The 23,864-nt window shown below is 56.6% G+C and carries 20 protein-coding genes and 2 pseudogenes; 13 read left to right on the top strand and 9 right to left on the bottom strand.

Translation table 11 applies throughout. From position 1 onward, the window contains the following. Window positions 1-170: 170 nt before the first annotated feature. The 7 genes and pseudogenes from C5L39_RS10965 to C5L39_RS06070 form a co-directional block, all read right to left on the bottom strand. A pseudogene (locus C5L39_RS10965) lies at window positions 171-467 on the bottom strand (relaxase/mobilization nuclease domain-containing protein); the annotation flags it as partial. 175 nt (window positions 468-642) lie between these two features. Then, window positions 643-903: a plasmid mobilization relaxosome protein MobC gene (gene mobC / locus C5L39_RS10960; protein ID WP_425453865.1), complete on the bottom strand. Its 261-nt coding sequence runs from the start codon at window positions 901-903 to the stop codon at window positions 643-645. Between the two features lie 329 nt (window positions 904-1,232). Continuing rightward, window positions 1,233-1,571, bottom strand: a complete 339-nt coding sequence (locus C5L39_RS06090) for a hypothetical protein (RefSeq protein WP_123047998.1) — start codon at window positions 1,569-1,571, stop codon at window positions 1,233-1,235. A 2-nt stretch (window positions 1,572-1,573) separates the two neighbouring features. Beyond that, entirely contained in the window at window positions 1,574-1,912 is a 339-nt protein-coding gene (locus C5L39_RS06085; protein WP_126268737.1) for a hypothetical protein, read from the bottom strand. 109 nt (window positions 1,913-2,021) lie between these two features. Beyond that, window positions 2,022-2,432, bottom strand: coding sequence for a hypothetical protein (locus C5L39_RS06080; RefSeq protein WP_123047996.1), 411 nt, complete (start codon window positions 2,430-2,432; stop codon window positions 2,022-2,024). Window positions 2,433-2,448: 16 nt separating this feature from the next. Beyond that, the gene (locus C5L39_RS10805; protein ID WP_126268736.1) at window positions 2,449-5,217 is read right to left on the bottom strand and encodes a hypothetical protein; all 2,769 of its coding nucleotides are present in this window, start codon (window positions 5,215-5,217) and stop codon (window positions 2,449-2,451) included. Further along, on the bottom strand, window positions 5,214-5,558 hold the full coding sequence (locus C5L39_RS06070; RefSeq protein ID WP_245974921.1) for a helix-turn-helix transcriptional regulator: 345 nt from the start codon (window positions 5,556-5,558) through the stop codon (window positions 5,214-5,216). Before C5L39_RS06070 ends, C5L39_RS10805 begins: the two co-directional genes overlap by 4 nt. A 1,011-nt stretch (window positions 5,559-6,569) precedes the next feature. On the opposite strand from C5L39_RS06070, the gene C5L39_RS06065 reads away from it, so the two are divergent. Then, the gene (locus tag C5L39_RS06065) at window positions 6,570-7,940 is read left to right on the top strand and encodes a hypothetical protein (RefSeq protein ID WP_245974920.1); all 1,371 of its coding nucleotides are present in this window, start codon (window positions 6,570-6,572) and stop codon (window positions 7,938-7,940) included. A gap of 166 nt (window positions 7,941-8,106) precedes the next feature. Here the strand turns inward: C5L39_RS06065 and C5L39_RS06060 are convergent, their stop codons facing one another. Then, window positions 8,107-10,164 carry an ATP-dependent nuclease gene (locus C5L39_RS06060; RefSeq protein WP_123047993.1) on the bottom strand — a complete coding sequence of 686 codons (2,058 nt, stop codon included), beginning with the start codon at window positions 10,162-10,164 and terminating at the stop codon, window positions 8,107-8,109. Between the two features lie 201 nt (window positions 10,165-10,365). Between C5L39_RS06060 and eccCb the strand changes: the two are divergent. The 9 genes and pseudogenes from eccCb to C5L39_RS06015 form a co-directional block, all read left to right on the top strand. Beyond that, a pseudogene (eccCb, locus tag C5L39_RS06055) lies at window positions 10,366-12,696 on the top strand (type VII secretion protein EccCb); the annotation flags it as partial. Further along, entirely contained in the window at window positions 12,693-13,679 is a 987-nt protein-coding gene (locus C5L39_RS06050) for a type VII secretion-associated protein (RefSeq protein WP_165857993.1), read from the top strand. The pseudogene eccCb and the gene C5L39_RS06050, both read left to right, overlap by 4 nt. Window positions 13,680-13,833: 154 nt before the next feature. Then, complete coding sequence (locus C5L39_RS06045) at window positions 13,834-14,151, top strand: WXG100 family type VII secretion target (RefSeq protein ID WP_123047991.1); 318 nt, start codon at window positions 13,834-13,836, stop codon at window positions 14,149-14,151. 33 nt (window positions 14,152-14,184) lie between these two features. Further along, complete coding sequence (locus tag C5L39_RS06040) at window positions 14,185-14,472, top strand: WXG100 family type VII secretion target (RefSeq protein WP_123047990.1); 288 nt, start codon at window positions 14,185-14,187, stop codon at window positions 14,470-14,472. A gap of 295 nt (window positions 14,473-14,767) precedes the next feature. After that, window positions 14,768-15,211, top strand: a complete 444-nt coding sequence (gene rplM, locus C5L39_RS06035; RefSeq protein ID WP_123047989.1) for a 50S ribosomal protein L13 — start codon at window positions 14,768-14,770, stop codon at window positions 15,209-15,211. Beyond that, window positions 15,208-15,756, top strand: coding sequence for a 30S ribosomal protein S9 (rpsI, locus tag C5L39_RS06030; protein ID WP_123047988.1), 549 nt, complete (start codon window positions 15,208-15,210; stop codon window positions 15,754-15,756). The genes rplM and rpsI overlap by 4 nt, the downstream gene beginning before the upstream one ends. Before the next feature lie 232 nt (window positions 15,757-15,988). Further along, complete coding sequence (gene glmM, locus C5L39_RS06025; protein ID WP_123048196.1) at window positions 15,989-17,332, top strand: phosphoglucosamine mutase; 1,344 nt, start codon at window positions 15,989-15,991, stop codon at window positions 17,330-17,332. 78 nt (window positions 17,333-17,410) lie between these two features. Continuing rightward, window positions 17,411-17,710 carry a hypothetical protein gene (locus C5L39_RS06020; protein WP_123047987.1) on the top strand — a complete coding sequence of 100 codons (300 nt, stop codon included), beginning with the start codon at window positions 17,411-17,413 and terminating at the stop codon, window positions 17,708-17,710. Then, window positions 17,707-19,110: a hypothetical protein gene (locus C5L39_RS06015; RefSeq protein ID WP_123047986.1), complete on the top strand. Its 1,404-nt coding sequence runs from the start codon at window positions 17,707-17,709 to the stop codon at window positions 19,108-19,110. Before C5L39_RS06020 ends, C5L39_RS06015 begins: the two co-directional genes overlap by 4 nt. Window positions 19,111-19,310: 200 nt before the next feature. Here C5L39_RS06015 and C5L39_RS06005 read toward each other — a convergent pair whose 3' ends face one another. Then, on the bottom strand, window positions 19,311-20,162 hold the full coding sequence (locus C5L39_RS06005; RefSeq protein WP_123047985.1) for a poly(ethylene terephthalate) hydrolase family protein: 852 nt from the start codon (window positions 20,160-20,162) through the stop codon (window positions 19,311-19,313). A 143-nt stretch (window positions 20,163-20,305) separates the two neighbouring features. Here C5L39_RS06005 and glmS point away from each other — a divergent pair, with 143 nt between their 5' ends. The 3 genes from glmS (at window position 20,306) to tsaE (ending at window position 23,860) form a co-directional block, all read left to right on the top strand. Next, on the top strand, window positions 20,306-22,183 hold the full coding sequence (gene glmS, locus C5L39_RS06000) for a glutamine--fructose-6-phosphate transaminase (isomerizing) (protein WP_123047984.1): 1,878 nt from the start codon (window positions 20,306-20,308) through the stop codon (window positions 22,181-22,183). Between the two features lie 91 nt (window positions 22,184-22,274). Next, window positions 22,275-23,372 (top strand): alanine racemase, encoded by a 1,098-nt coding sequence (gene alr / locus C5L39_RS05995; RefSeq protein WP_123047983.1) that lies wholly within the window; start codon window positions 22,275-22,277, stop codon window positions 23,370-23,372. After that, window positions 23,369-23,860, top strand: a complete 492-nt coding sequence (gene tsaE, locus C5L39_RS05990; RefSeq protein WP_123047982.1) for a tRNA (adenosine(37)-N6)-threonylcarbamoyltransferase complex ATPase subunit type 1 TsaE — start codon at window positions 23,369-23,371, stop codon at window positions 23,858-23,860. Before alr ends, tsaE begins: the two co-directional genes overlap by 4 nt. The last annotated feature ends 4 nt before the right edge of the window (window positions 23,861-23,864 follow it).

The following is a 23,864-nucleotide window of genomic DNA, read 5'->3' as shown; positions in this document are numbered from 1 at the left end:
ACCAACTCATCCACGCGCTTGCGTAGATAATCTGCCCAAGTCTCGCCGGTCAACTCCCTAACGCCTAGTCCGGTTGAGTCAATGCTCTTCCCGTCTCTCTGAGCCATTCGTTCAGCACGCCGTAGCTTTACAAAGCCTTCCGGCTCCAGCGTCCTCATGCCCCAGTCGCGCATCACTTCATCGTTGATAGCTTTGACTGCGTGCCAATTCCCAGCGCGCTTCGGCGCGGCTTTCCCAGTACGCAGATCATGATTAAGCAAGACGATGTGGTTGTGCACGCAGCCTGACTTACTGTCCGTGTGCGTCGCTACAACATACGGCGTATCAGGCGCTAACCGTTGCGCTAAATCGGCACCCATGACATTGGCTTTTTCTACATCCGCAGGGTCATCTTTATTGAGTTCGTCTTTAGCCCATGACTGGACCAAAGTGATAGTGCGGTTACTGCGCCGGCTATTTTTGTTCATGACCTCCCGGCCGGCCTCGATAAACTCGATTCCCGCCCATCGACCGTCGTTCGGGTTCTCCATTTCGCCGCCGCATACAACGGTTAGCGCTGCCGCTCTAACCACGCCTGCTTTAGCGTTAGCGCGGGTGCCGTAAACGGCGTACACGACGGGCGATGAGATCCTCTTCGACCGGTCAACAGTGGTGATTGACAACTGCGGTCACCTCCCGTCTCAACCCCCGTAGAGCGGCCTCTGTCTGAGACATAATCTCCTTCAACTCCGCGTCGTTAGAGCGATGCGCTAGCCGTGTCAACTGGTTGATATTCACGCCTATCTGGTTGATCTCTTTCCAGAGCCGTCTCACGTCGTTCTGGAAAGACTCTGGCGGGTCATTTATCCGCTCCGACCAACCGCGCGGCAGTCGGTCCGAGAGCGTATGTATCGCTCCGCGCATGACCTCCGCAGGCGTTAGGTTCACGCGCTTTGCTACTTCGCTTACGACGTTCCACTGCTCGCTGTCCAGCCGCAGTGTCAATCTTTTCTTGACGGGACCTTCTAATTGCATTCGTTCGTACCTCACTCATTCCTTACGTTCTGTAAATCCACCAACTTGCTTAACGCAAGCCGGTGGATAGTGATGTTTTCTCCGCTCTCCCGGCGCTATCTCCTTCACCCCGATTACTGCGTAATCGTGCTGCACTGGCGATAGTCCGGGGCGGCTATTAAAACATCACGGCCAGCATCACCTTGAGCACCTTTCGGTGCTCGGTGGCTGGCAGGGGGCTACTCCCCCTGACCCCCTCGGTCTGACCAGTCTGGGGACTGGTCAGAATCCCCAGCGGCCGATTGCACGGCCGCTGAATCAGGCACGCCATGCGGGCTGTCGGGATGGCGAGTAACCACTTCCAACCCGACAGCGGCGAGCAACTCGGCGACCGTGCGGTTGCGGTAGGCAGCCCACTCAGAATCCGGCTTCGCAGCGGCGTCTTCCAGCACGCGACCAAGCTCAAGCAAGAGCTTCTCGTGCTGTTCTCTCTCGCGCCGTTTGGCTTCTTCGCGAGCCTGTTTCTCAGCCTCGATTCGCTCCAGTGCGATTTCGATTTTCGACTTCTTAGTAGCCATTTCTACAACTCCATTCCATCGGATTCTTTAGTCTTTGTACGAGGCCCCTGCGGGATCCTGATGCGTTGTACTGCACGTCGTTGACGGCGCTGGTTGTCACGCTCCTGGAGGTCTCGCCTGGAGGCCTCGACGACGTCCTTGGCGGAGGCTTGCACGTCTTGTTCTGGCGCGGCTGATGGCGGAGCTTCTGCGACCTCGTGCATGTCGGCAGCAGCTTGCTTGGCTTGTTTGGCCAGACGCTGCCAGTCTGCGCTGAGTATGCCTGAGATGGCGGGCGGCAGAGGTTCTTTTTTCGTCGTTCCCGTCACGCTTTCAGCGATCGTTGAAGACAATTTGCTCAATGTTCTTCTCCTTTACTTTTTTGGCTTGCATTAAAGGTCTTGGCATGGGGCGGGTAATCGCCGTGTCCCTTGCGCTGTGGAGGTCCGCGGGGAACGAGGTGAGACGGCATCATTTACACCCTGCCCAGGTGACCTCTGGCCCCGCCGAGTCGGCCAGGACAGGGACGCTTATACTCTCTACACATGGCAGCTGCACCGACTCGAAGGCGCTGATGACCGCCTGTTTGACGTCCTCAGCGTGGTCGCGCGGGACTGAGAGAACAACCTCGTCGTGCACGAAGATCCGAATCATTTCTGCGACGTCGTCGGGCAGTGCAAGCACGCCTTCCAAGAAGAAGTCGCGGGCCGCGCCCTGCCCATACGCGGCGAGAGCATCAGCCGCTTCGCGGGCGAGTCGGTTGTAGAGGTCGCCCTGCTGCTCGGCAGCAGCAGCACGCTTGAGCTTCGCGATGCGGTCGGCGGCACGGCGGTGCTCCTGCTCGATCAGCTCATCGAGATTGGTGGAGATGTTGTTCGTCATGGTCAGTTCCTTCCAGTCAGTACGGCAGCCGGTCGGCGTCCGAGGGGTGGTCACCGGAGGCCATTGCCACCATCCGGTCGAGGTAGGGGGCGAGCGCGTCGGTGGGGAGCATCTGAGCGGCGCGCTCGGGGCGTCGAGCGTTGTCCCAGTCGCCGCGAGAAACGGTGCCCATCCCCCACTCAGCAAGCCACACAAGGCGCTCGGTAATGCTCAGAGAGCGGTCGGCCAATGTCGGGATCGTGATCACGCCCTGCCGGTGTGCCATGACAATGGACATCAGCACCGTGCGTTGCGGAGTAATGATCCGGCGACCCTTGCCGTGGGTGTATCGCACGTCCCAGTCACGCCATTCGGCGACGGTGCGAAGGCATCCTGTCCGTGCCATCTCGCGAGCGATCTGCCGGGCGCGCACGCAGTCCTCGATGCGTTCCCACGGTTCGGTGGGGAATGTCGCCATCTCCTTGGATGAGCCATCCGACAGAGGCACCATCTCTGGGGTCATGGAGGACATGACGGGCTTGCGCTTGAGGTCATAGTCCATGCTCACGGAGCGCTCGACACGGGAGGGAAGAAAGTCCTTGCGGTCTTCGGTACGAGACAGCTCCTGGAACGACGGGAACCCGGTGTACCCGTTCGGAACGCGACCCTCACGGGTCACGACCGAAACCAGGAGCAACTCGCGGTCTTCAAGGCTGTCAGGGAGGACGCCCTTTGGTGCCTTGAGCCCGTTGTGAGCACACACCCCACGGAGGTCGAGGGAGACGTTGCCGCGCGTGATGAAGTTCACCAGGTCGCGCTGCGCATGCTTGGCCTCCCAGATCGACGGGTCGCCGGTCAGAGCAATGCGCGCATCGCCGAGCACCTCCTTCAGCCCGTAGAGGTCCAGGGCGGCGACCTCATCCACGGTGGCGTCGGTGATGAAGCCATCCGTCGTCACCGAGTAGACCTTCCGTCCGTGATCGGTGAGTTGATTCATCGTCGCCAGCAGCTGAGCACGCACCAACGAGGTCGTGGTGGCAGCGTGATATGGGCTGGACACGGCCGAGCCGCTGTTGTTGTCCATTTCCTGTGCCCGAGCGTCCCAGGACCGCTGCTCAGCGACATCCTGAGCAGTTTTGCCGTACACCGAGTTCACGCAGGTCTTGAGCGTCTGCTCCTCCAGCGACCCCTTGCCGTACAGCGCCTTAGCGGCGTTGCGGTCGTCGATCAGCTGCTTCACCCCATGACGCAACGACAGGCTCGGCTCACCATCGAGCTTGAGGACACGTCCGAGGTAACCGATCTGGCAGTAGACTTTCGCGCCCACCACGAGAGCGAGCCACAGCTCAGGACCGCACACCCAGGTCCCAGCGACGCCCTCTGAGGTCCGCGGGTAGATGAGCGTCCCGTCAGCGACGATGGGCAGGCAAGGATGCAGCACATTGTCCGGGAACTCGAAGGAGACGAATCCTACGAACGGTGTCGTCGCCGACGGCACCTCGTCCAGGGTGAGAGCCCTTTCGTGAACAACATCCTCGATGGCACCGGCCTCCCAGTCGAGGTCGCGCACCAACGCCATCGCGGTGGGATAGGCATTCTGAGCGTCGATGTCCACGGTCGGGATCGGGTAGTAACCGGGCATCGGGCAGCTGTTGAGACCGCCGTGATACGCGCGAGCGAATGCCTTAGTCAGCTGTGCAGCGGCACCGTCCAGAGGATTGCGGCCACGCTTGGCGTAGAAGCTCAGCCGGTCGCCTTCCTCGACGGCTTCGACGCCCTCGTCCTCATCCACCAGCCCGGCGAACTTCCGCCGAAACTCTGCCGGTGATGACGCCCCGAGGTAGGTACTGCCCGAATCTACGAGGGCGGCAGCCGCGCCGCCGCTGAGAGTGATCGGAGGAACGACGCCATCGCCCCAGAGGCGGGCGAGGTACTCGACAACGATCACGGCGTCGTTGACGCCGTACTCCAAGAATGCCTGCAAATGATCACGCCGGTAGTCGGACATGTGCGAGATCCACCCATCCGGCACGTCCAGCTTCGCGACACCGCACGCCTCGCCGAGCACCACCAGCGACTTCTTCCCAGCAGGGGCCTGTGACATCGTGTCACGCACGGTCACCGACAAGCTCTGCCACCAGTGCCCGTTCTCGTTGCCCCGCTGCGAGTGAAACGGCAACAGCGTGACCAGCCCGCCACCAGCCGACGTCAGTCGGATGAGGCTGTCCAGCTCACGCGACTGGCCACCAGTGCGGAACGTCGTGAGGTCGGCGGAACCGTAATGACAGGCGAGCACGATGGGCACGCGCAGCTTCGCCAGCGCCTCGCGGCGCTCCTCCCAATCCTCGGACCAGAACGAGCCGCGAGAAACACCACGGGGACCTACCTCGTCAGGCACCAGAGGTGAGCGCCACAACTCAGCGGCAGTAACCACGGTCCACAGCGCCCGGTGCAGCGAGATGCGAGAGGTCGATCCCAGCGGAGGCAGGATGATGACCTCGACCATCACCGACGGATCGACCGGGTCCGGCACCGCGAACTGATAGCTGTCGATGACCCGAGCGCCACCACTGGTCGTGAACTCTGTGTCGAACCCGACGATGATACCGGCGCGGCCCGTGCCCATCGCCCTCACCGACGGAAGGTCACTGAACGACTTCGTGGCGGCGCGGTCAGACGGTTGTAACGCGGGGCTCCCGCTCACCGCGGTCCGAGGGCGTCGCCGCACGAGCACCTCGAAGACGACTCCGTGCCGGGCGCCGTCGGTGATCTCCTGGCGCGTCCAGCCATACGCCGTGGCGCTCATGCCGCACCGCCTAACAGCGCAAACAGACGCTGCACCTGCTCATCGGTCAGCGGGGGAGCGGTGGCGACGATGTGCTTGACCGCGTCCTCGAAGGGGGCTGGCCGCTCCGGTACCGCGCGCACCTCAAGGTCGCTTGACCGCACCATCAGCCGGTTGCCGATCTTCACCGCGGGCAGGAGGCCCGCTTTGATGTCGCGTCTGAGGGTTGAATAGCCGCCGTATCCGAGAGCGGCGGCGCGCTTGAGTGAGATGAGTGGTTCAGGGGACGTGGTTATCGGAGTCGTAGCAAGACTCATCGTGGTAGTTTCCTCGCAGGAGTAATCCTCCGGCGTGGAGTGCATTGCCGGCTGCTACGGGGATTCACGGATAACTACATCCCACACCACATCAGTGCTCGTTTATCGCTGATCAAGCGTCTCGGGCTACTTGACTCCGTGGAGCTGCTAGACCGCCGGATAACCGGTCGAGGGGTTCTGCCGCGCTCCTAAGACCATGATCGGAGCTTGGCTCGGCTACGATCATAGCAGGATCAAACACGATTTGGTGTCTCTGGTGCGCTACGTGACGCCAGTGCTGTCCTGAATGTGGTGACCTTCCGTGGGTGAGCCGGGGGGGGGGCACTTTCGTGCACGGCGACGCCTGGATCGGTTGCTTCGCCTGCTGCAACGACTGAGGGGGCAGCGGGTCTCGACGTCTGGTTGCTGAGTGTGACAGTTCGGAACTGTCACACTTTTTCGACCCCTCCGAGACCGACGTTTCCACTGGTCAGGAGACGTATGGTCGGGTACGGTCATTAGCCCCTATGGGGAGCCCCGCGTTACGACCGTCTGACCGCGCCGCCGCGAGGTTGTTCGGTGACCTTCCGTGGGTGAGCCGGGGGGGGGGCACTTTCGTGCACGGCGACGCCTGGATCGGTTGCTTCGCCTGCTGCAACGACTGAGGGGGCGGAAGGGTGCAAGGGGGGATACGGGGGCTGTTTCCGGCCCCTTTCATAAAATATTTAAAAAACGTGTTAATTGGTACATTCCCATTAATACGTTTTCTTTTTTCTAGGCTTAGGGTTAAAACAGCCCCCGTATCCCCCTGGTGCGTACCCTCTTCGTAGCAACAACCCGTGTTCGGGTAAATCTGCACTCTCAGTGTCTTTTGCAGACAAATTATGAACAGTTAGTTGAGGAACATGGCTAAAATTAGGGTTGCCCATTTTGCAGGGTTGATGAAACTACTTTCGGATTGGCTGGGAATTGAAAACCAATAACGTTTTGACCGCAGATCGGGATCGGCAAGGTTGGATCATCACAGATGGACATGCGCCAATTTCAGCATCGTTATCACGACAGGGTGGTCAGTGTGTGATCTCACTGGTTTCGGAATATGCCGAGTCTAAGGAACGTTGGACGGGTTCGGTAAATCCCCGTGGCGCCTGGAACCGTTCATTTGACTTCCTTTTTGTAGACGAACTGGGGCAAGTCGAGGTAGCAAATTGCTGGACAATTCAGGTGCAGGGTGCGGGGCCATTTCAGGGAGTTGAACGGTGGGAGCTGCGACCTCAACAATTGATCTTCGATGGAAATGGCAGGACATGGGAGAACGCATCTGAGGTTGTTTCGTACGTGCCGATGCTGCGTAACTGGATGCCGGAGTGTACAGAGCTTATCGATTCCGATTACAGAGACGATAAAAACTGGCTGGCGATCAATCTCAAGAAGCCGAAGACAATTCCGTTTAAGGGACAGTTGAACCACCGGATTGTTATTGAAGCACGTACTGAGTCAATCGGAATGGGCAAGGGGCTACAGGCCTTTAGCATTGCTCGAATTATCACAAAGCTGGAGAAGCCAGAAGAACGTGATGTTGCGTTTGAGGAACATTCCGCAATTCTCGACTTTCTTTCGATCATATACGGTCAACCTATTGGTTTTTCTGAGCGAAGCGTTAGCTCGAGTAGCAATCCGGTACTTGACCTCAATCATCGACCAATCGATCCTGACTATTGGGAGGAGTGTAGAGTCGAAACTTTAGGTAACGAGGATGCTCTGCTTGATATAGAAAAAGGTCGAAATCCTGAGGCGCTAATCCACTATTCCACGGAAAACCCCGAAGTTCTTTCTCACTGGCTAGAGTTCTGGGCAAATAATAAGCCCGGTGTCGATGCTTTAAAAAGAGCTTTATCCGAAAAGATCTCTTGGGAGAATCGGCTGTTAAATGTAGCAGTTGCGGTAGAGGAATTCGGGCACAGAATACCTGGCCAAGTAGAGCGGGGAACAGTAGATAACAACTTTCCTGTCTATCTAAAACGGATATGCCTTAGCATGCCAAGGATTGCAATGTTGCAGCCTGCGCAATGGGCTAGCCGATTTAACACCGCTTACAAAGGGATCAAGCATGCCGATAATGATTATCCTGAATTTGCAGAAATCGTGCGAACAGCAGAACAAGGCATTAACTGGCTTAGAGCCTGGTGTTGTTTCCAAGTCGACCCCCACAATCCGATTATGGACTACACCTGGAGCCGTATAACCAACATTGAAGAGTTCTATCCGAAATCGCAGGATGAATTAGATAATGACAATTGGGCAATTCTGTTGACGGACGAGGAATGGAAGCAGGAAAGCGCTCGGTTAACTAAAGCGAATAGTAGCTTCCGTTGGAATCACGCGGATGTAGATGTATTGGATACTAGTGATCAAAACAGTGATGTTGAAGAAGGACATGGAGACTAGGCTCCAACTTGGCGCTCTCGGGTCTGACTAGTGAAAAATCGTTAAGGTTGATCTGCTCACACTTAGCCAGCTAACTTAGTCATACCCTCTTTGTACCCACAACCCGTGTTCTGTTAATGCAGGCCATTTTGAACCATCGGGTTTGTGGTCGGCGAGCGCTATAGTCCTAGCTATCCTTCCTGGGGGAGCCGTAATCAACCATTTGACGGGCTACTTCCAAAATGCGTTTGAGATCAGCGGGCATGTCTTCTTGCTTGGACTGTGCTGCTACGCGTGCTAGAACCCCGGCTTTCTTGGCTTTTCGCAAGTCTGAAGGGAGACCAAACTCCTTAGACATCATGGTAAAAGATGGCCAATTATGGAGCTCTGCCTCCAGATCGTGGCTGAGGATACCGACGTATCGACCTACTTGACTGCCTCCACCCCACTCAAAATCTTCTAAGCCTTCACCGAAACCCGATTCTCGCGCCTTTTTAATGAAACTGTCCACGGCCGATTGCCACCTGTTCAGTAAGCTCTGTTGTTTATTGACGGCTATTTGTAGGTGCTCTGTGTTTTCGAAGTCTGGTGCGCACTTGAATTGTGTCCTAATTGCATTTTGCGATTTTTCTTGTGCGGTTTTCAGTGCAATTTCACTATCTGAATCGCCATCCCTCACCACGAAAACGGGCACCCCAAAATCTTGGATGAGCTGTGCCATGTCGAGTAATGAATCTGATCCGGCTGCGACCGCCACCGATATGCCCAGATCTCTCAACGTTAGTCCGTCATCACCGCAAGGCACGGTGTCGAAAATCGCTCGTTCGGTATCTCCCTCGACGATCAATGCTGCTCTTGAAAAGAGGCTCTCTATGACACTTTCAAGAAAATACTTGTCTAGCTCACCGCTTGCATTCTTTTCTTTTAAAACACCTTGGACACTTGGCCGATTCGCTTTTGAACCGGTGGGAGAATTTTCCACCCTAAAAATGTTGTGAATTTCATTGGGGTCCAAGAAATATGGGCTATGGGTTGCCAAGACAAACTGCACATTGCCGGTGCGAGCGGCGTTGGCGAAAGACCTCGCCATCATGCGAGCTTGGACAGGGTGTTGGTAAACCTCCGGTTCTTCAACGAACACAATTAGGGAGCTTTGCTGGTCTTCGCGGTGGTTTTGCTTGTTGTCGCGATCTTCGCCTCCGGTTGACTCAGGCGCAGTTCTTGACTCTGCGGTTGCTTGGAGCAAAGCTAAGAGCGTTGCTCGCTGAACCCCGTGGCCCTCACTTTCGATGAAAAAATCGCGCTCCCCCCGTCGCATTCTCGATTGTGCAACCGGATTAGCTCTAGGCGCCCAGTCTTGTAAGCCAACTTCGAACTTAATCTCGATGCCTGGCAAGTATTGCCTCAAATGATGATTGACCTGTCCTGCGCGTTCGTTCAAATGATCGTCAGCGGCCTCGCTTACGGTCGTTTCGAGCTCATTGAGAACTGATTGGTTTCGTTCAGTCCAACTGTTAATCGACCTGCTGACAACGCCCTTCAGGATATCGCCAAGCAATAGCTGGAGTGCTGAACTTTTTCCTGAAATATCGAACTGGCCAGTGAGATCAGGCGCGGCTGGGATGAAAACGAAACCTGAATCAACTTTGAGCTTATCGGAACCAACTGCTCCAAAGAAATGATTCGCATCCTCATCGTTAATCGATTCAAGGTGTTTGTGATTCTCTGAATCGGCTTCCCAATTGTCGAGTATTTCGAGTAGTTCTTGCTTTGAAGTCTTACTGTTTATGTTTAGGTCTGCAAAAAGCTTATTAGAAGTCATTAGCTGCTCAGCTAGCTTGCGTTGACCAGACACCGTTTTTTCTTTTCGGATGTTCTTGAAGGATGGGCAGACTAAACGCTCGCCGTAAAGCTTAGAAGGTCTTCCCACACCGCCAACACGCGTGAGTACGATTTCTTCACCCCTAGCGTAGGGGCCAAAGTTTTCGTGATCGAGTTCTGTTAAATTATCGAATGTTACAGTGACCTTGACGTCTGGAAGTGTCGCCAAGTCCGGTTCTCCGATCTCTTCAGAAAAGACATCAGTACTCATGAGCTCGAAGTTCTCAAAGAACCACCTTACCGCGTGAAGAATGGATGATTTTCCTCCACCGTTGTAGCCGATGAACGTCGTGTATGGGCCAATTGCTTCGTCGAAATTTGCGATTGCTCTGAAATTTTCGATACGCAGATGCTTAATTTTCACGTTTGTAAAGGTAACAAATGTTACCCGCGTTGTCTTGACGTTAGACGAGAGCCTCGGCGATTGATAAGTCCTCGTTGGCCATTGGCATTTGACTGATCGGTGTGGAGTTCAGTTGCCAAATCGCAATTTTCGGGCAACGACTTCGTGAATCAATTGATTGGAGTGGCCTGCTTAGCGCGTTATTGTACCCACAACCCGTGTTCGGGCAAATCCGAACTACTTCGAACACTGGTGGTCTCGCTGGCGGCCACTCATAGTCCGGATGAACTCAACCTAGTCCTCGTCGATTTCAAAGGCGGGGCGACATTTTTGGGCTGTGAGTCATTGCCGCATACCTCTGCGGTGATCACCAACCTTGATGATGAAGCGATCCTGGTTGAACGGATGTTTGATGCGATATCTGGGGAACTCAACCGTCGACAGGAAGTGCTGCGAGCCGCGGGTAACCTGGCGAATGTCACCGAATATACGGCTGCGCGGCTGGGCTGACGCAATGACCTGAAACCGCTGCCCGCATTGGTCATTATTGTCGATGAGTTTTCCGAGTTGTTGGCTGCGCATCCTGATTTCGCGGACCTTTTCGTTGCAGTTGGTCGCTTGGGAAGATCTCTGCACGTTCATCTTCTGCTGGCCAGTCAGCGGTTGGAAGAGGGCAGACTGCGTGGGCTAGATTCGCATCTGTCGTATCGGATCGGGCTGAAGACATTCTCCGCGGCAGAATCTCGGCAAGTACTTGGTGTCACTGATGCCCATCACTTACCAGCGAGTCCTGGCGCAGGCTATCTCCGCCATGACGCCGATGAACTCAGTAGATTTCAAGCTGCCTATGTTTCTGGCCCCCTTGCACGGAGGAACACCACAATCCCGCCAGGTGGATGGCAACAACAAGTGGCACTGTTTAGCGGCTGGGAGCAGTTCGAGAATACTCAAGACTTAGAGACCACTGAGGTGCTAGATGAGTCGACCACGCTCTTAGCGACGGTCGTCGAGCTCTCCCGCGCAACAGCTGCTGCACGAGGCATGATCGCCCACCAAATCTGGCTTCCACCGCTGCCTGACTTTGTGGATTTAGCAGGCGTTGCGGAGGAACGAGATTTCCTCTCTGCGGTTATTGGGGTCATCGACCTGCCTTATCACCAACGCCAAGATCCGCTAGTTGTCGATCTTTCAGCCGGTAGTGGGCATATAGCAGTTTGCGGCGGGCCACAGACCGGAAAATCTACTACGTTGCGGACGTTGGTTGCTTCGTTGGCGGCAACTCATCAGACCGAGGCTATTCGCTTTTATATTCTTGATCTGGGCGGGGCCACCCTGTCTACTCTCGGCAGGCTGCCACATGTGGCAGGCCATGCTGGGCGTCAAGATCCCGCGCGGGTGAGACGGATCATCGATGAGGTCGCGGGGCTGGTAGATGCGCCAGAATCGCGCCACACCATTCTTGTTATCGATGGTTGGCACACCATTGTGGCAGATTTTGAGGACCTTATTGAACCCCTCACCAGGCTGGCCGCAGATGGGCCTTCCGCACGGGTGCATGTGGCAATTTCTACTCCTCGATGGACGGTGTTGCGCCCAGCGATCCGAGATTTGATCACTCATCGTTTGGAATTGAAGCTGGGCGAGGCGATGGACTCGTTGATCGATCGGAAGGCGCAGCAGAAACTCCCGACCCTGCCTGGAAGAGGACTTACTGATCAGGGAAAACAAATGCTTATCGCGTTGAGTTCGAACCAGGATCTTGCCCATATCGCCGCCACTGTGACAGCGGAAGGTCAAGAGCCAGTGCCGAAGCTACGGGTTCTGCCTGAAGCGCTCGTACTCGATGATCTAGAACCTGAGCGGGGGATTGGTATTGGTCTCGGCGGGCCACAGTTGGAGACGATCTCGTGGGACCCCGGTACTAGCCCGCACCTAGTGTGCATCGGCGGCCAAGGCTCCGGAAAATCTACCTTCCTAGAAACCGTCATTGCCGGTATTTCCCGCATAGGTCGAGCATCGGCACGCATGGTCGTCATCGATCATCGACGTTCCCATCTTGGAAAAATTCCTCAGGAGATGATTGCTGCCTACTCCGCCACCACGTCGGCGACTCAATCCACGCTTGCCGACGTCGTGTCCACCGCTACTGCCAGGCTCCCCGGTCCAGAGATCACTCCAGCTGAATTGGTCGAACGTTCTTGGTGGTCAGGGCCAGAGATCTACCTCGTTATCGATGATCTTGACCTAGTAGCCGATCATCTTCTGCATCCACTGGTGGAGTTGTTGCCACACGCCCGCGACATTGGTGTGCACCTAGTACTGGCACGAAAATCGGGCGGAGTGGGACGTGCTGCCTTTGGCGCATTTCTCTCGGCAGTGCGGGATCAGACTCCCGCGGTGATGCTGCTGGATGCTGATCGTGAGGAGGGGGCAATCTTTGGGATCAAGCCGGTTTCTCAACCACCTGGTCGTGGAACTTGGCAGATCCGCGGAGAGACCGTCGGCATGTGCCAGGTTGCGCTCTCCGAGACCGGAGAGAAGGTAGCGCATTGAGTGCACCAACTGTCCCGGGAACGTTGAGTATCACGGTATTAGAGACCGCCACCATCTTCGAAGGCCCAGATACGGTCTACCGCTATGACCTGCCAGGAAGCGGGATTATCGATGGGTGGGCGCTGCCTGCGGTCATCGATCAGGCCCGTGAACTTGGCAGTCTCCATTGGCCTGAAGTAGAGGTCGTTGTTGATGCTGATGGACCGACTACAGAGATTCTCACCCGGACGCTGTTGAACAAAGGGGTGGCCGCTTATCCTGCGGAGGTCGTTCGTGAACATCCTCTTCCGCCCGATAGCGGGGAAATCGAGATCACCAGACCAACCGACTCTGCTGCTCGTGGGCGTCACCGAATTAGTGGCGGTGGGAGGCTGCATCCCTTCCACTTGGTGTTAGCGGTGGTGGTCGTTGTTGTCGTGGGAGTGAGCTGGTGGATCGTTGATGGAGCTGAGAGCTCATCGAGTGCGTCGGGCTTGCCGACATTCGCTGAGCCGACGCCGTCGATAAGCAGTGATCTGAGGGCAAGTGGCTCGGATCTAGCGGATCCGAGCGAGACCCTAGAGGATTCTGAAACGGCGCAGGTGATCCTGGAACATAGCGGTCTCCGGATCGCAGCCCCAGGCGGTTTTCGGATAGAGAGTCGAGATGATGGGTTACTAGCTACCGGTGATGATCCGAATCTGCGGATTCATCTAGCAGCAGAACCGGTCTACTCAGTGCCTTCGGTAGAGGTTCTCAAGCAGGTCACCACGATGGTGGAAGCGGATGAGACGCTCGAAGGGCTCGAATCGGCGGAGACCCCAGACGGTCAACAGATCATGCGCTATCGAGAGCTGCCGGGTGATGGCTCGGAGGTTTCTTGGGGTACTTGGGTGGAAGCAGGCCGTCAGTTCAGCGTTGGTTGCCAGACTCGTCAGCAGCCGACTCTTCCGCAAGAAGCGGCCTGCGCGATGGTGCTAGAGAGCATGGAGCTGACCGGATAATTCTGAGGTTTTCACCAGGGTCGGGAACCGATGATCTATGAGTGGAGTCCAACAGTCGTGGAAGGATCGAGGCAGTGATTCTTCTGGGGGAGTGGCGGGGAAATTCCTATCGCCACTGGCAACATCAATCTCATATTCGAGGAGGGGCGAATTCATGGCTGAACTATTTAAGACTGAAGCCGACGTGATGCTGGCTACCGCCGGCCGCGTCGATAACACCAACACCGAAGTGCAAGGTGAGCTCTCACGTCTGCAGGGCGTCGTCGACGGTGTCCGTGGAAGCTGGGCAGGAAGTGCGCAGGTCAGCTTCGATGGGCTTATGCAACGCTGGAATGCCTCTGAGCGCGAGCTACAAGAAGCACTGACCAGCATTTCTGACAACATCCGAACCAATGCTCACAGCTTCGACAACATTGAAGCAGAAAATGCCCAGACCTTCACATCCGTCGGCGGCCAGGGCCTAGCCCTCTAAGCGGACTAATCGAAACCTCAAGGAGCACTGACTATGGATGCAATCAAATATCAGTTCGGGGCAATCGAATCTGCCGCCGCCGACATTAACGCGACTTCGGGTCGTATCAACTCATTGCTGGCTGACCTGAAGTCTCAGATCCAACCCATGGTTGCTACCTGGGAAGGCGATTCCGCGGCTGCGTATCAGCAAGCACAGGCGAAATGGGATAATTCCGCAGCTGAGCTCAACACCATCTTGTCTACGATTGCGCGCACGGTGGCGCAAGGCAACGATCGGATGAGTGATGTTAACCGGATGGCAGCTGCCAGCTGGGGATAGAAAAATAGCGGGCTGAAGAAGGCTACAGATCGCAGGAAAACGGTAGTCGTGTTTCCTAAGCTTTTCAGCTCCGATTGAAACACTGACCGTCCACGGCAGGAGCTTTGCTGCTCTTGCCGTGGACGGTTTTGGTCTTCTTGGTGCCAGTGCTCTAAAGTGGAATATCTGTGTGTGCTCGATCGACGTGCTGAATGGTCGTTGAGTCATCCTGCGGGTCTCCACCGGCCGCCGGGGATGGGTAGAGCGCACAGTTTATTCGGCCGGCAGCCCTCAGACAGACTTTCAAGGAGTCATTTTGTCTACTTTCCACCCGAAGAGCGGTGACATCGCCCGTAAGTGGTACGTCATCGACGCCACCGATGTGGTCTTGGGTCGACTCTCCTCCCACGTAGCAGATTTGCTGCGCGGCAAGGGTAAGCCCCAGTACGCACCAAACGTCGACTGTGGCGATCACGTTATCGTGATCAACGCCGACAAGGTTCACATCTCCTCCAACAAGCGCGAGCGTGAGATGCGCTACCGCCACTCCGGTTACCCGGGTGGTTTGAAGTCCATGACCCTTGGTAAGGCTCTGGACACTCGCCCCGACCGCGTAGTCGAGGAGGCAATCACCGGAATGATGCCGCACAACAAGCTCTCCGCTGCCTCCGTTAAGAAGCTGCACGTTTTCACTGGCTCTGAGCACCCCTACGCTGGCCAGAAGCCCGAGACCTTCGAGATCAAGCAGGTGGCACAGTGACCGATCAGAACCTGAACGACGACGCCAACGTTGCAGAGGTTGCGGATATCGACGCCGCTACCGCAGCAACCGAGGAATTCAACTACACCATCGGTGACGCAGTTGCTCCCGAGGTTGAGGCTGAGGACGACGCCGAGGCTGCTGCCCCGGTCGAGCTCGAAGGCCCGCTGCAGACCGTTGGTCGCCGTAAGCGCGCCATCGCTCGTGCACGCATGGTCGCCGGTACCGGCGAAATCACCTGCAACGGCCGTTCGCTGGATGACTACTTCCCGAACAAGCTGCACCAGCAGGACATCCTGGCACCGCTGACGCTCCTCGAGCGCGAGGGCCAGTTTGATATCAAGGCCAACATCTCCGGTGGCGGCCCGACCGGTCAGTCCGGCGCCCTGCGCCTGGCTATCGCTCGTGCACTGATCATCTACAGCCCCTCCGATCGTGCGGCGCTGAAGAAGGCAGGCTTCCTGACCCGTGACGCTCGTGCAGTCGAGCGCAAGAAGGCCGGTCTGCACAAGGCACGTCGCGCCCCGCAGTACTCCAAGCGCTAAGCTTCGAGCCTTATTTTCACTACGAATGCCGTTCCACCGTCTCCGGTGGGACGGCTTTTGTCGTTTCAGTGGAACTTAAGAAGGCCTCTGCGATTGAGTTCGTAGCTTCTCTGGCTCACGCTGACCCAATGTGGATAGGTGTAAGCAGGGAGCATCTTCTTCAGATTGCCCGATTGGGCAGAGGTGGCAACCCAGTGCAGGAACGTGAGATTGAGAGGGCATAATGGTCAACATGACTCGACTCTTCGGCACTGATGGCGTTCGTGGCCTCGCCAACAAGGATTTGACCGTATCCATGGCATTGTCGCTGGGTGGGGCAGCCGCTGACGTGCTCACTGCGGATCGCAAATCGAGTGACCTGCGTCCGACCGCCATCATCGGCCGAGATCCACGTGTCTCCGGAGAAATGCTCGCAGCAGCGCTAGCTGCCGGAATGGCTGCGCGTGGGGTGGATGTACTGCGCGTCGGTGTGATCCCCACCCCAGGTGTTGCCTTCCTGACTGATGCTTATGGGGCTGACATGGGCGTGATGATCTCGGCCTCTCATAATCCGATGCCTGACAACGGGATCAAGTTTTTCTCGACCGGTGGGCGCAAGCTCCCAGATGTCGTAGAAGACAAGATTGAAGCTGCTATGACGGAGCTATCGGCCACTGGCCCGACCGGTACCGGTATTGGCCGGATCATTGAAGAAGCCCCAGACGCGATGGATCGTTACTTGGCTCATCTGGCGGAATCTGTGCCGACCAGCCTGGCAGGTATCAAAGTTGTCGTGGATACCGCTAACGGCGCAGCTTTCGAAGTTGCTCCTGCCGCCTATCGGGCAGCCGGTGCTGAAGTTATCGCCATTCATGACCAACCGGATGCTTATAACATCAATGACAATTGCGGTTCTACGCACATTGAAGAGGTCCAACAAGCAGTCCTTGAACACGGCGCTGACTTGGGACTGTCCCACGACGGCGATGCGGATCGTTGCTTGGCCGTTGACGCCGAGGGCAATGTCATCGATGGTGACCAAATTATGGCGATTCTCGCAGTGGCGATGAAAGAAAAATCAGAGCTCCGCAAGAACACTCTGGTGGCTACCGTCATGAGTAACCTTGGCCTCAAGATCGCCATGGAGCAGCAGGGCATCGAGGTCCGTGAGACCAAAGTCGGCGACCGCTATGTCCTCGAAGAGTTGAACGCCGGCGGCTTCAGCCTCGGTGGTGAGCAATCTGGTCACCTGGTGCTCCCAGACCATTGCACCACCGGTGATGGCACGCTGACTGGCCTGAAACTCATGGCTCGGATGGCAGAAACCTCCACCTCAATTGCTGAATTAGCCAGTGTGATGAAGATTTTGCCGCAGGTGCTGATCAACGTCCCGGTCGAGAATAAGTCAGTCATCATGAACGATGAGCGCGTGTTGGAGGCTATCTCCGCGGCGGAGATCGAGCTTGGTTCCACCGGTCGAGTCCTCTTGCGCGCTTCAGGAACAGAAGAGCTTTTCCGTGTCATGGTTGAGGCTTCTGAAAGTGAGCATGCCCGCAAGGTTGCCGGCCGTCTAGCTGCGATCGTTGCGTCAATTTAGGTTTTAGCGGGAACCACCTGCCCCCTCTCAAAGTCCAACACTGGTGAAGGCCAGTCGAGGAATTGGAGGGGGATTTTCATGTCCGGAATCAGTCTGGATCACACTGCAGCATTGGCAGCGCTGGAAGCCCTAGCGGTCGAAGGAAAACAACAGCACCAGAGACATACTGCAGCGACACCTGCTTTGCTTACGTCAGCTGTTGGCCGTGATTTCGCAGCTCAGGGGAAAGCTATCGCGGAGATGCTTGAGCGGGTGCACTCCCGAGGAAGAGAGTGCATCGAAGCAGTCCAAACCACTACTCAAGCGGCTGCTGAGCAAGTGCAAGTATTTCGCGGAGTAGATGTGGATTTTGCTGAGCAACTCCGAGGAAATCCATGACCGCCCCGATCGCAGTGGCCGGCTATCGGGGAGCCGTTGAGCTGCTGCGGCAGGCTTCTCGTGGTTCCTATCGTGGACCGATGGTGCCAGCGGCTGAACTCATGGAAAGGGTTATGGCTACTGATGGTCTAGACCCCGGCGCGCTGTTGGAACAAACACGTCTGGCCGCCGGATCCAGTGATTCCACGTCCATGCGAGGTGGAATCTTCCAGCAGGTTACTGAGTTTATCTCTCAAGCTGCTCTCGGTGAGATTCTCGGCCGCCTCAGTGACACTGTTCGAGATTTCTTTGATAACCGAGAACAATCTCAGGAATTGGAGCACTCCGCAGAATCAGCAGGCGAAGCCCTCACCGATATCGAAGAAGTATCAGAGACTGGAATTGATGAGATTGTCTTGGCATTGCGCGCTGTTATTGAACAGCTAAGTGGATTCCTCGGCAGCCTCGATCCTGCTGAATACCCACATGAGTTTGCTGAATGCGTGGCTAGCGGAGCTGACCTCATTGATTCTGCCGGGGCTGGCATTATCGGTTGTTGTCAGGACCGGGATGAGGCGGTCGCCGGATGCTTGAATGAATTGCTTGATCGCGGCAACGCAGTATGTGAGAGCAATGGGAGTTATGTCGAACCGGAGGTGGTCTCTTGCGAGAGCTCACCTACAGCTCCAGTGGCGGAACCTAGTACCCAAGATTGTCCCACTTTGCCGCAATCTGCGGGCTCGAGTTCATCGGCTCCGGCACTGCCAACCTGCCCACCTACCGCGGCTCCTACCGGTTCCGAATCCCTTGCCCAGGCTCAAGGCGGTACCGGAGTCGTCGGGGAGACCTTCGCAGCCTCATCGACAGCACAGACAGCACAGACAGCACAGACAGGACAAGGGACAGTGTCCGCACAAGAGTGCCCAACGCTAGTCGTCGACAAGCAAGAGTGCCCAACGCCAGCCGTGGTTGAGGAGTGCTCGGAGTCCACAGCTGAAAGTGGGCAGTGTAATGGTGTGCTCGGAGCGTTGGGAATTGGCGTAGCACTGATCGGACTAGGTCTGCTGCTCCACGCCTGTGAGGAGGCCGCAGCGTGTGCGGAGGTCCCAGCGGATACGCTAGAGACAGAACCGGAGCCAGAGCCACCTGCTCCGGAGCCTGAAACACCCGCCGAGCCTTCACCACCGTCATCACCTGACGAGGTGATTGCCCCGCCGGAAGCGTTAGCGGAGGTTGAAGAACCACCGGCTCCGCCGAAAAAGAACCTTCCGATTGTTGAGACAGCTGCCGTAGAGAGTTTTGATAACCCACCGCTGGCGGAGCAGCCCCAGGCAGCGGCCGATTCATACTCAGCTAGTGAATTGGTAGAACCAGCCCCTGTGGAGACACCGGGTGGAGCAAGAAAGGCAGGTAAGTGGTGATGGAATTCGAGGAGTTTTCACGCCAATTCCGGAAGCGGACCACTCAGCGAATGCTCGAGTTTGAGAAGGCATTAGCCAAAGCACAAGAAAGAGTCGAAAGGACTGCTACTGCGCCAAGGCCAAACGCTGCCCGGTCTCAGCCTCAACGGGGACAACCGCGGGGCCGAGTACAGAGCGTGCTCAGAAAGAGTTGAGCGTGGTTAGCTGAGCGAGAGGGGCGTCGATTCAGCCTGGGGGCCAGCCTTGGCTGAAAGGTCGGATCCGGTGAAGGATTCAAAGTGCTTGCCCTCAGCTAGTGCTGCAGAAAACCCGGCGTATTTCTTTTGGGAGTCGAGTTGATGAAGCAAGAAACCGGTGAGGAGGCCGCGGGCGGTCTCTTGGGCAGCGTTTTGAGATCGACCAATACCCAAAAACATTCTCAGGACGGCGCCTTCGCTGAATCCCAGCTGGCTGCCCTTAGTCATTTCCCGGTAGGCAACTGTGCCTGCCCAGTTCTCAGCGATGCGGGCTGGATTACCAGCGTCGAAAAGATCCTTCTTGCCGCTTCCAATGATGAGGCCGGGAGCTTGGACAGATTGAGCAGCAGCGTAGACAGGGGGAGCAGTCACTGCTGGGTAGAGCGCACCGACTGCCTTAACCGTCGGGTTGCCTGCAGCTGCCAGAATTGCGGCGCCGGCACCCATACCGTGGCCAGCAATACCGAGCTTGCCGGGAGAAACGGTGACGTTTCCATTGCCCAGCTTCACGCCAGCGGCGATCTGCAGGGCAGTTTCTAGATCGGCGGAGAACCCACGATGATCCGGGATGAGTCCGGATTCGGTATCCGGGGCCACGACCACGATGCCCCAGCTGGCTAGATGGCGCAGGGTGGCGTGGTAGGCCTTGACCGAACGCAGCCAATCATGTCCGAAGGCGATGGCGGGCACATTGCTGCCTTCTGCCGGGGCGTAGACCTTGCCCGCCATACCGGCATAACTGAGGTCGCCGACGAGCACACGGTGCGGGCCGCGCTTGGAGAGTTGGGCCAGGTGCTTCTTCAGATTCTCAGACACGTTTACCAGGATAGTGCAACCATCTTTCAAGGACTGGACAAGCGTTCATTCTTGTCGGATGGATCCGGAATACTTGGTCGGCATACTCGCTTGGTGTGGGTCTTTTATACGTGCATACAGCAAACTCCACTACAGTTGCCCTCATGTGTGGAATCGTTGGATACGTCGGTAATCGTCAGGGTCTCAATCTTGCGCTGGATGCGTTGCGTCGGATGGAATACCGCGGCTACGATTCTTCCGGAATCGCAGTCGCTGGTACCGATGAGCAGGGTGATCCAGTTATTAACATGGTCAAGCATGCCGGTAAGTTGGCTAATCTTGAGGCTCGGATTGCAGAAATCGGTGAAGATCAGCTCAGGGGCACCACCGCCATTGGGCATACCCGTTGGGCCACCCATGGGCGTCCGACCGATAGCAATGCGCATCCGCATATGTCTTTTGACGGTCGAGTCTCGATCGTGCACAACGGCATTATTGAGAACTTCGCTGTGCTTCGCACCGAGATTGAACAGGCAGGGGTGGAGCTGAAATCCGAGACCGATTCAGAGGTCGCAGCTCATCTTCTGGCTTTCGCTTATAACGATGGGCCTACCGCAGGTGACTTCCGGGCATCGGCACTGGCCGTGCTGGATCGCTTGGAAGGTGCTTTTACCCTGCTGTTTATGCATGCTGATCATCCGGACCAGATCATTGCTGCGCGCCGTTCCACACCGCTGATCGTCGGAGTGGGCGAGAATGAGATGTTCCTCGGCTCCGATGTCGCTGCTTTTATCGAGTTCACTAAAGAAGCCGTGGAACTTGACCAGGACAACGTGGTCATCATTTCCCGCGATGGCTATGAAGTGCTCAACTTTGATGGTTCGGCCGCAGAAGGCAAACCTTTCACCATCGATTGGGATCTGGCAGCAGCGGAAAAGGGCGGCTACGACTCTTTCATGATGAAAGAGATCTTTGAGCAGCCGGCCGCTGTGCGGGACACTCTGGTCGGCCATTTCAGCGACGGTCGAGTAGTTCTGGATAAGTTCGATATTTCCAACACGGATTTGAAGAGCATCAACCAGGTGTTCGTTATCGCCTGTGGTTCGGCTTATCACTCCGGGCTGCTGGCTAAATATGCCATTGAGCACTGGGTGCGTATCCCGGTACAGATCGAGGTAGCCTCCGAGTTCCGCTACCGTGATCCGGTTCTTGATGAACGCACTTTGGTGCTGGCTATTTCCCAGTCCGGGGAGACTGCTGACACGCTCGAGGCCGTCCGGCACGCAAAGACTCAGGGCGCGAAGGTACTTGCGGTGTGTAATACCAACGGCTCGCAGATCCCGCGCGAGTCCGATGCTGTTCTCTATACTCACGCTGGCCCAGAAATCGGAGTGGCCTCTACCAAGGCTTTCCTGGCTCAGGTAGCTGCCAATTACATTGTCGGTCTGGCATTAGCCCAGGCTAAGGGGACAAAGTACCCAGATGAGATCCAGGAGATCTGGGAGACGTTGGAAGAGATCCCAGGCAAGGTTCAACAGGTGTTGGACTCTCAAGAATCCATCAAGCAGCTCTCTGATGAACTGGGGCGAGTTGACACCATGCTCTTCCTTGGCCGTGGCGTGGGCTTCCCGGTGGCGTTGGAAGGTGCGCTCAAGCTCAAAGAGCTGGCCTATATCCATGCTGAGGGATTCCCCGCAGGCGAGCTCAAGCATGGCCCAATCGCGCTGATCGAAGAGGATTTGCCCGTCGTGGTGGTTGTACCTTCTCCGAGAGGTGTGAAGCTGCTGCATTCGAAGATCGTCTCCAATATCCAGGAGATTCGAGCACGCGGGGCCAAGACCATTGTGATCGCGGAAGAGGGAGATACCGCGGTTGAGCCTTATGCCAATTGGCTCATCACCATCCCTGAATCCTCGACCATTATGCAGCCACTCTTGGCTACTATCCCGCTGCAGTTTTTGGCGGTCAATATCGCTCGGGCCTGCGGAAATGATGATATCGATAAGCCGCGAAATCTCGCCAAATCGGTCACCGTCGAATAAACCAGCACGAGGCTAGATCGGAGGAGCCCAGAAGGCGATACCGGCCAGTCTAGGAATCCTTTTGGGCTCGGTAGTGGCAGAATATGGACTCATGGACCTGCTGAGTACTCGGATTGATCTTGACGCCATCGCTCATAACACCCGTCTGATTAAGGAGCGAGTGGGCAACGCTCGCTTGATGGCCGTGGTCAAAGCCGATGCCTATGGGCATGGTTCAGTGGAAGTAGCTTCGATCATGTCGGCCAATGGTGCAGATGCCTTTGGCGTGGCCACCTTGGCGGAGGCAGTTGCCTTGCGGGAATCGGGCGTCGATAAGCCGATTTTGGCGTGGATTTGGTCGCCAGAACAAGATGTCACGGACGCGCTGGCGATGAATATTGAACTCGGTGTGCCCTCGCTGGCGCATGCTCGAGCATTGGTCGAGGCCGCGATTCCGGCGAAGGTATGCGTCAAAGTTGAGACCGGTTTGCATCGATCGGGAGTAGATGAGGCGCAGTGGGATGAGATTTTTTCTTTACTGCGCGATACTCAGCATTTGACCGTTACTGGTGTGTTCTCCCATTTGGCGTGTGCGGATGATCCCTCCAGCCCCGTCACTGATCGACAGGCTGCGGTGTTTGAACGCGCGATTGCCCGTGCCCGTGATCTGGGGCTGGAGGTTCCGATCAACCACTTGTGTAATTCACCCGGAACTCTCACCCGTCCTGATCTGCATCATGATCAGGTCCGCGTCGGAATTGCGCTCTATGGGTTGGAACCTGTTGCTGGCCGAACCCACGGTCTTCAACCAGCGATGACCTGGCGGGGAAAGGTCATCGTGGTCAAGCCGATCGAGGCCGGGGAGGGCACTAGCTACGGATTGACCTGGAATACTGATGTGCCAGGTCAGCTCGCGGTGGTGCCCTGTGGCTATGCCGATGGTCTGCCGAGGTCTTTCCAAGACCACTTAAAGGTGGGCATTGGCGGAAAGCTCTACCCACAGGTTGGGCGGGTCTGCATGGACCAGATCGTCGTGTGGTTGGGTGACAATGAGTTCGCGGTTGCTCCAGACGATGAAGCCATCATCTTCGGTACCGGCGGGATGTCGGCCACGGAATTAGCTGAGGCTGCCGGCACCATCAACTATGAGATCGTTTGTCGTCCCACCGGCCGGACCACGCGTAGCTATGAGGGAGGGGTGGAACTGTGAATCCCATTTTTCCAGCTTCGGGTACCCGGCGTTTTGAGACCGCTGAGGAGACCCAGTCTTTCGGCCAAGAGCTCGGGAGAGCATTAGAAGCCGGGGATGTAGTCATCCTCGATGGCCCCTTAGGTGCAGGAAAAACCACCTTCACCCAAGGCATTGCCCGGGGTGTGGGAGTCAAAGGTCGGGTGACTTCGCCGACGTTTGTGATCGCACGAGAACACCGGCCGCTTATCGACGGCCCCGTCCTCATCCATGTCGATGCCTACCGCCTAATCGGGGAAGACGGTTCTGGCGATCCCATCGGAGAACTTGATGCTTTGGATCTAGATACTGCGCTAGAGGATGCGGTAGTCATTGCGGAATGGGGTGGGGGACTGGTGGAACAAATCACTCAGTCCTACCTGCTGATTCAGATCGACCGGGAAACTGCTGTGCTGGAAGATCCAGAATCTCAAGCCCGTATTTTCACCTGGAACATCATCGAGGCCTAGCTGG

This window comes from Corynebacterium alimapuense, from assembly GCF_003716585.1.
Lineage (GTDB): Bacteria > Actinomycetota > Actinomycetes > Mycobacteriales > Mycobacteriaceae > Corynebacterium > Corynebacterium alimapuense.
The sequence above is the reverse complement of the archived record's forward strand: the minus strand, read 5'-3'. Positions and strand labels throughout refer to the sequence as shown.

Excerpts from the sequence above, each read along its gene's own strand:
- C5L39_RS06080 (WP_123047996.1), bottom strand. The coding sequence starts at position 2,432 with ATGACGAACAACATCTCCACCAATCTCGATGAGCTGATCGAGCAGGAG.
- C5L39_RS06015 (WP_123047986.1), top strand. The coding sequence starts at position 17,707 with ATGACCGCCCCGATCGCAGTGGCCGGCTATCGGGGAGCCGTTGAGCTG.
- glmS (WP_123047984.1), top strand. The coding sequence starts at position 20,306 with ATGTGTGGAATCGTTGGATACGTCGGTAATCGTCAGGGTCTCAATCTT.
- C5L39_RS06040 (WP_123047990.1), top strand. The coding sequence starts at position 14,185 with ATGGATGCAATCAAATATCAGTTCGGGGCAATCGAATCTGCCGCCGCC.
- C5L39_RS06045 (WP_123047991.1), top strand. The coding sequence starts at position 13,834 with ATGGCTGAACTATTTAAGACTGAAGCCGACGTGATGCTGGCTACCGCC.
- C5L39_RS06090 (WP_123047998.1), bottom strand. The coding sequence starts at position 1,571 with ATGGCTACTAAGAAGTCGAAAATCGAAATCGCACTGGAGCGAATCGAG.
- C5L39_RS10805 (WP_126268736.1), bottom strand. The coding sequence starts at position 5,217 with ATGAGCGCCACGGCGTATGGCTGGACGCGCCAGGAGATCACCGACGGC.
- C5L39_RS06020 (WP_123047987.1), top strand. The coding sequence starts at position 17,411 with ATGTCCGGAATCAGTCTGGATCACACTGCAGCATTGGCAGCGCTGGAA.
- glmM (WP_123048196.1), top strand. The coding sequence starts at position 15,989 with ATGACTCGACTCTTCGGCACTGATGGCGTTCGTGGCCTCGCCAACAAG.
- C5L39_RS06070 (WP_245974921.1), bottom strand. The coding sequence starts at position 5,558 with ATGCACTCCACGCCGGAGGATTACTCCTGCGAGGAAACTACCACGATG.
- alr (WP_123047983.1), top strand. The coding sequence starts at position 22,275 with ATGGACCTGCTGAGTACTCGGATTGATCTTGACGCCATCGCTCATAAC.
- mobC (WP_425453865.1), bottom strand. The coding sequence starts at position 903 with ATGCGCGGAGCGATACATACGCTCTCGGACCGACTGCCGCGCGGTTGG.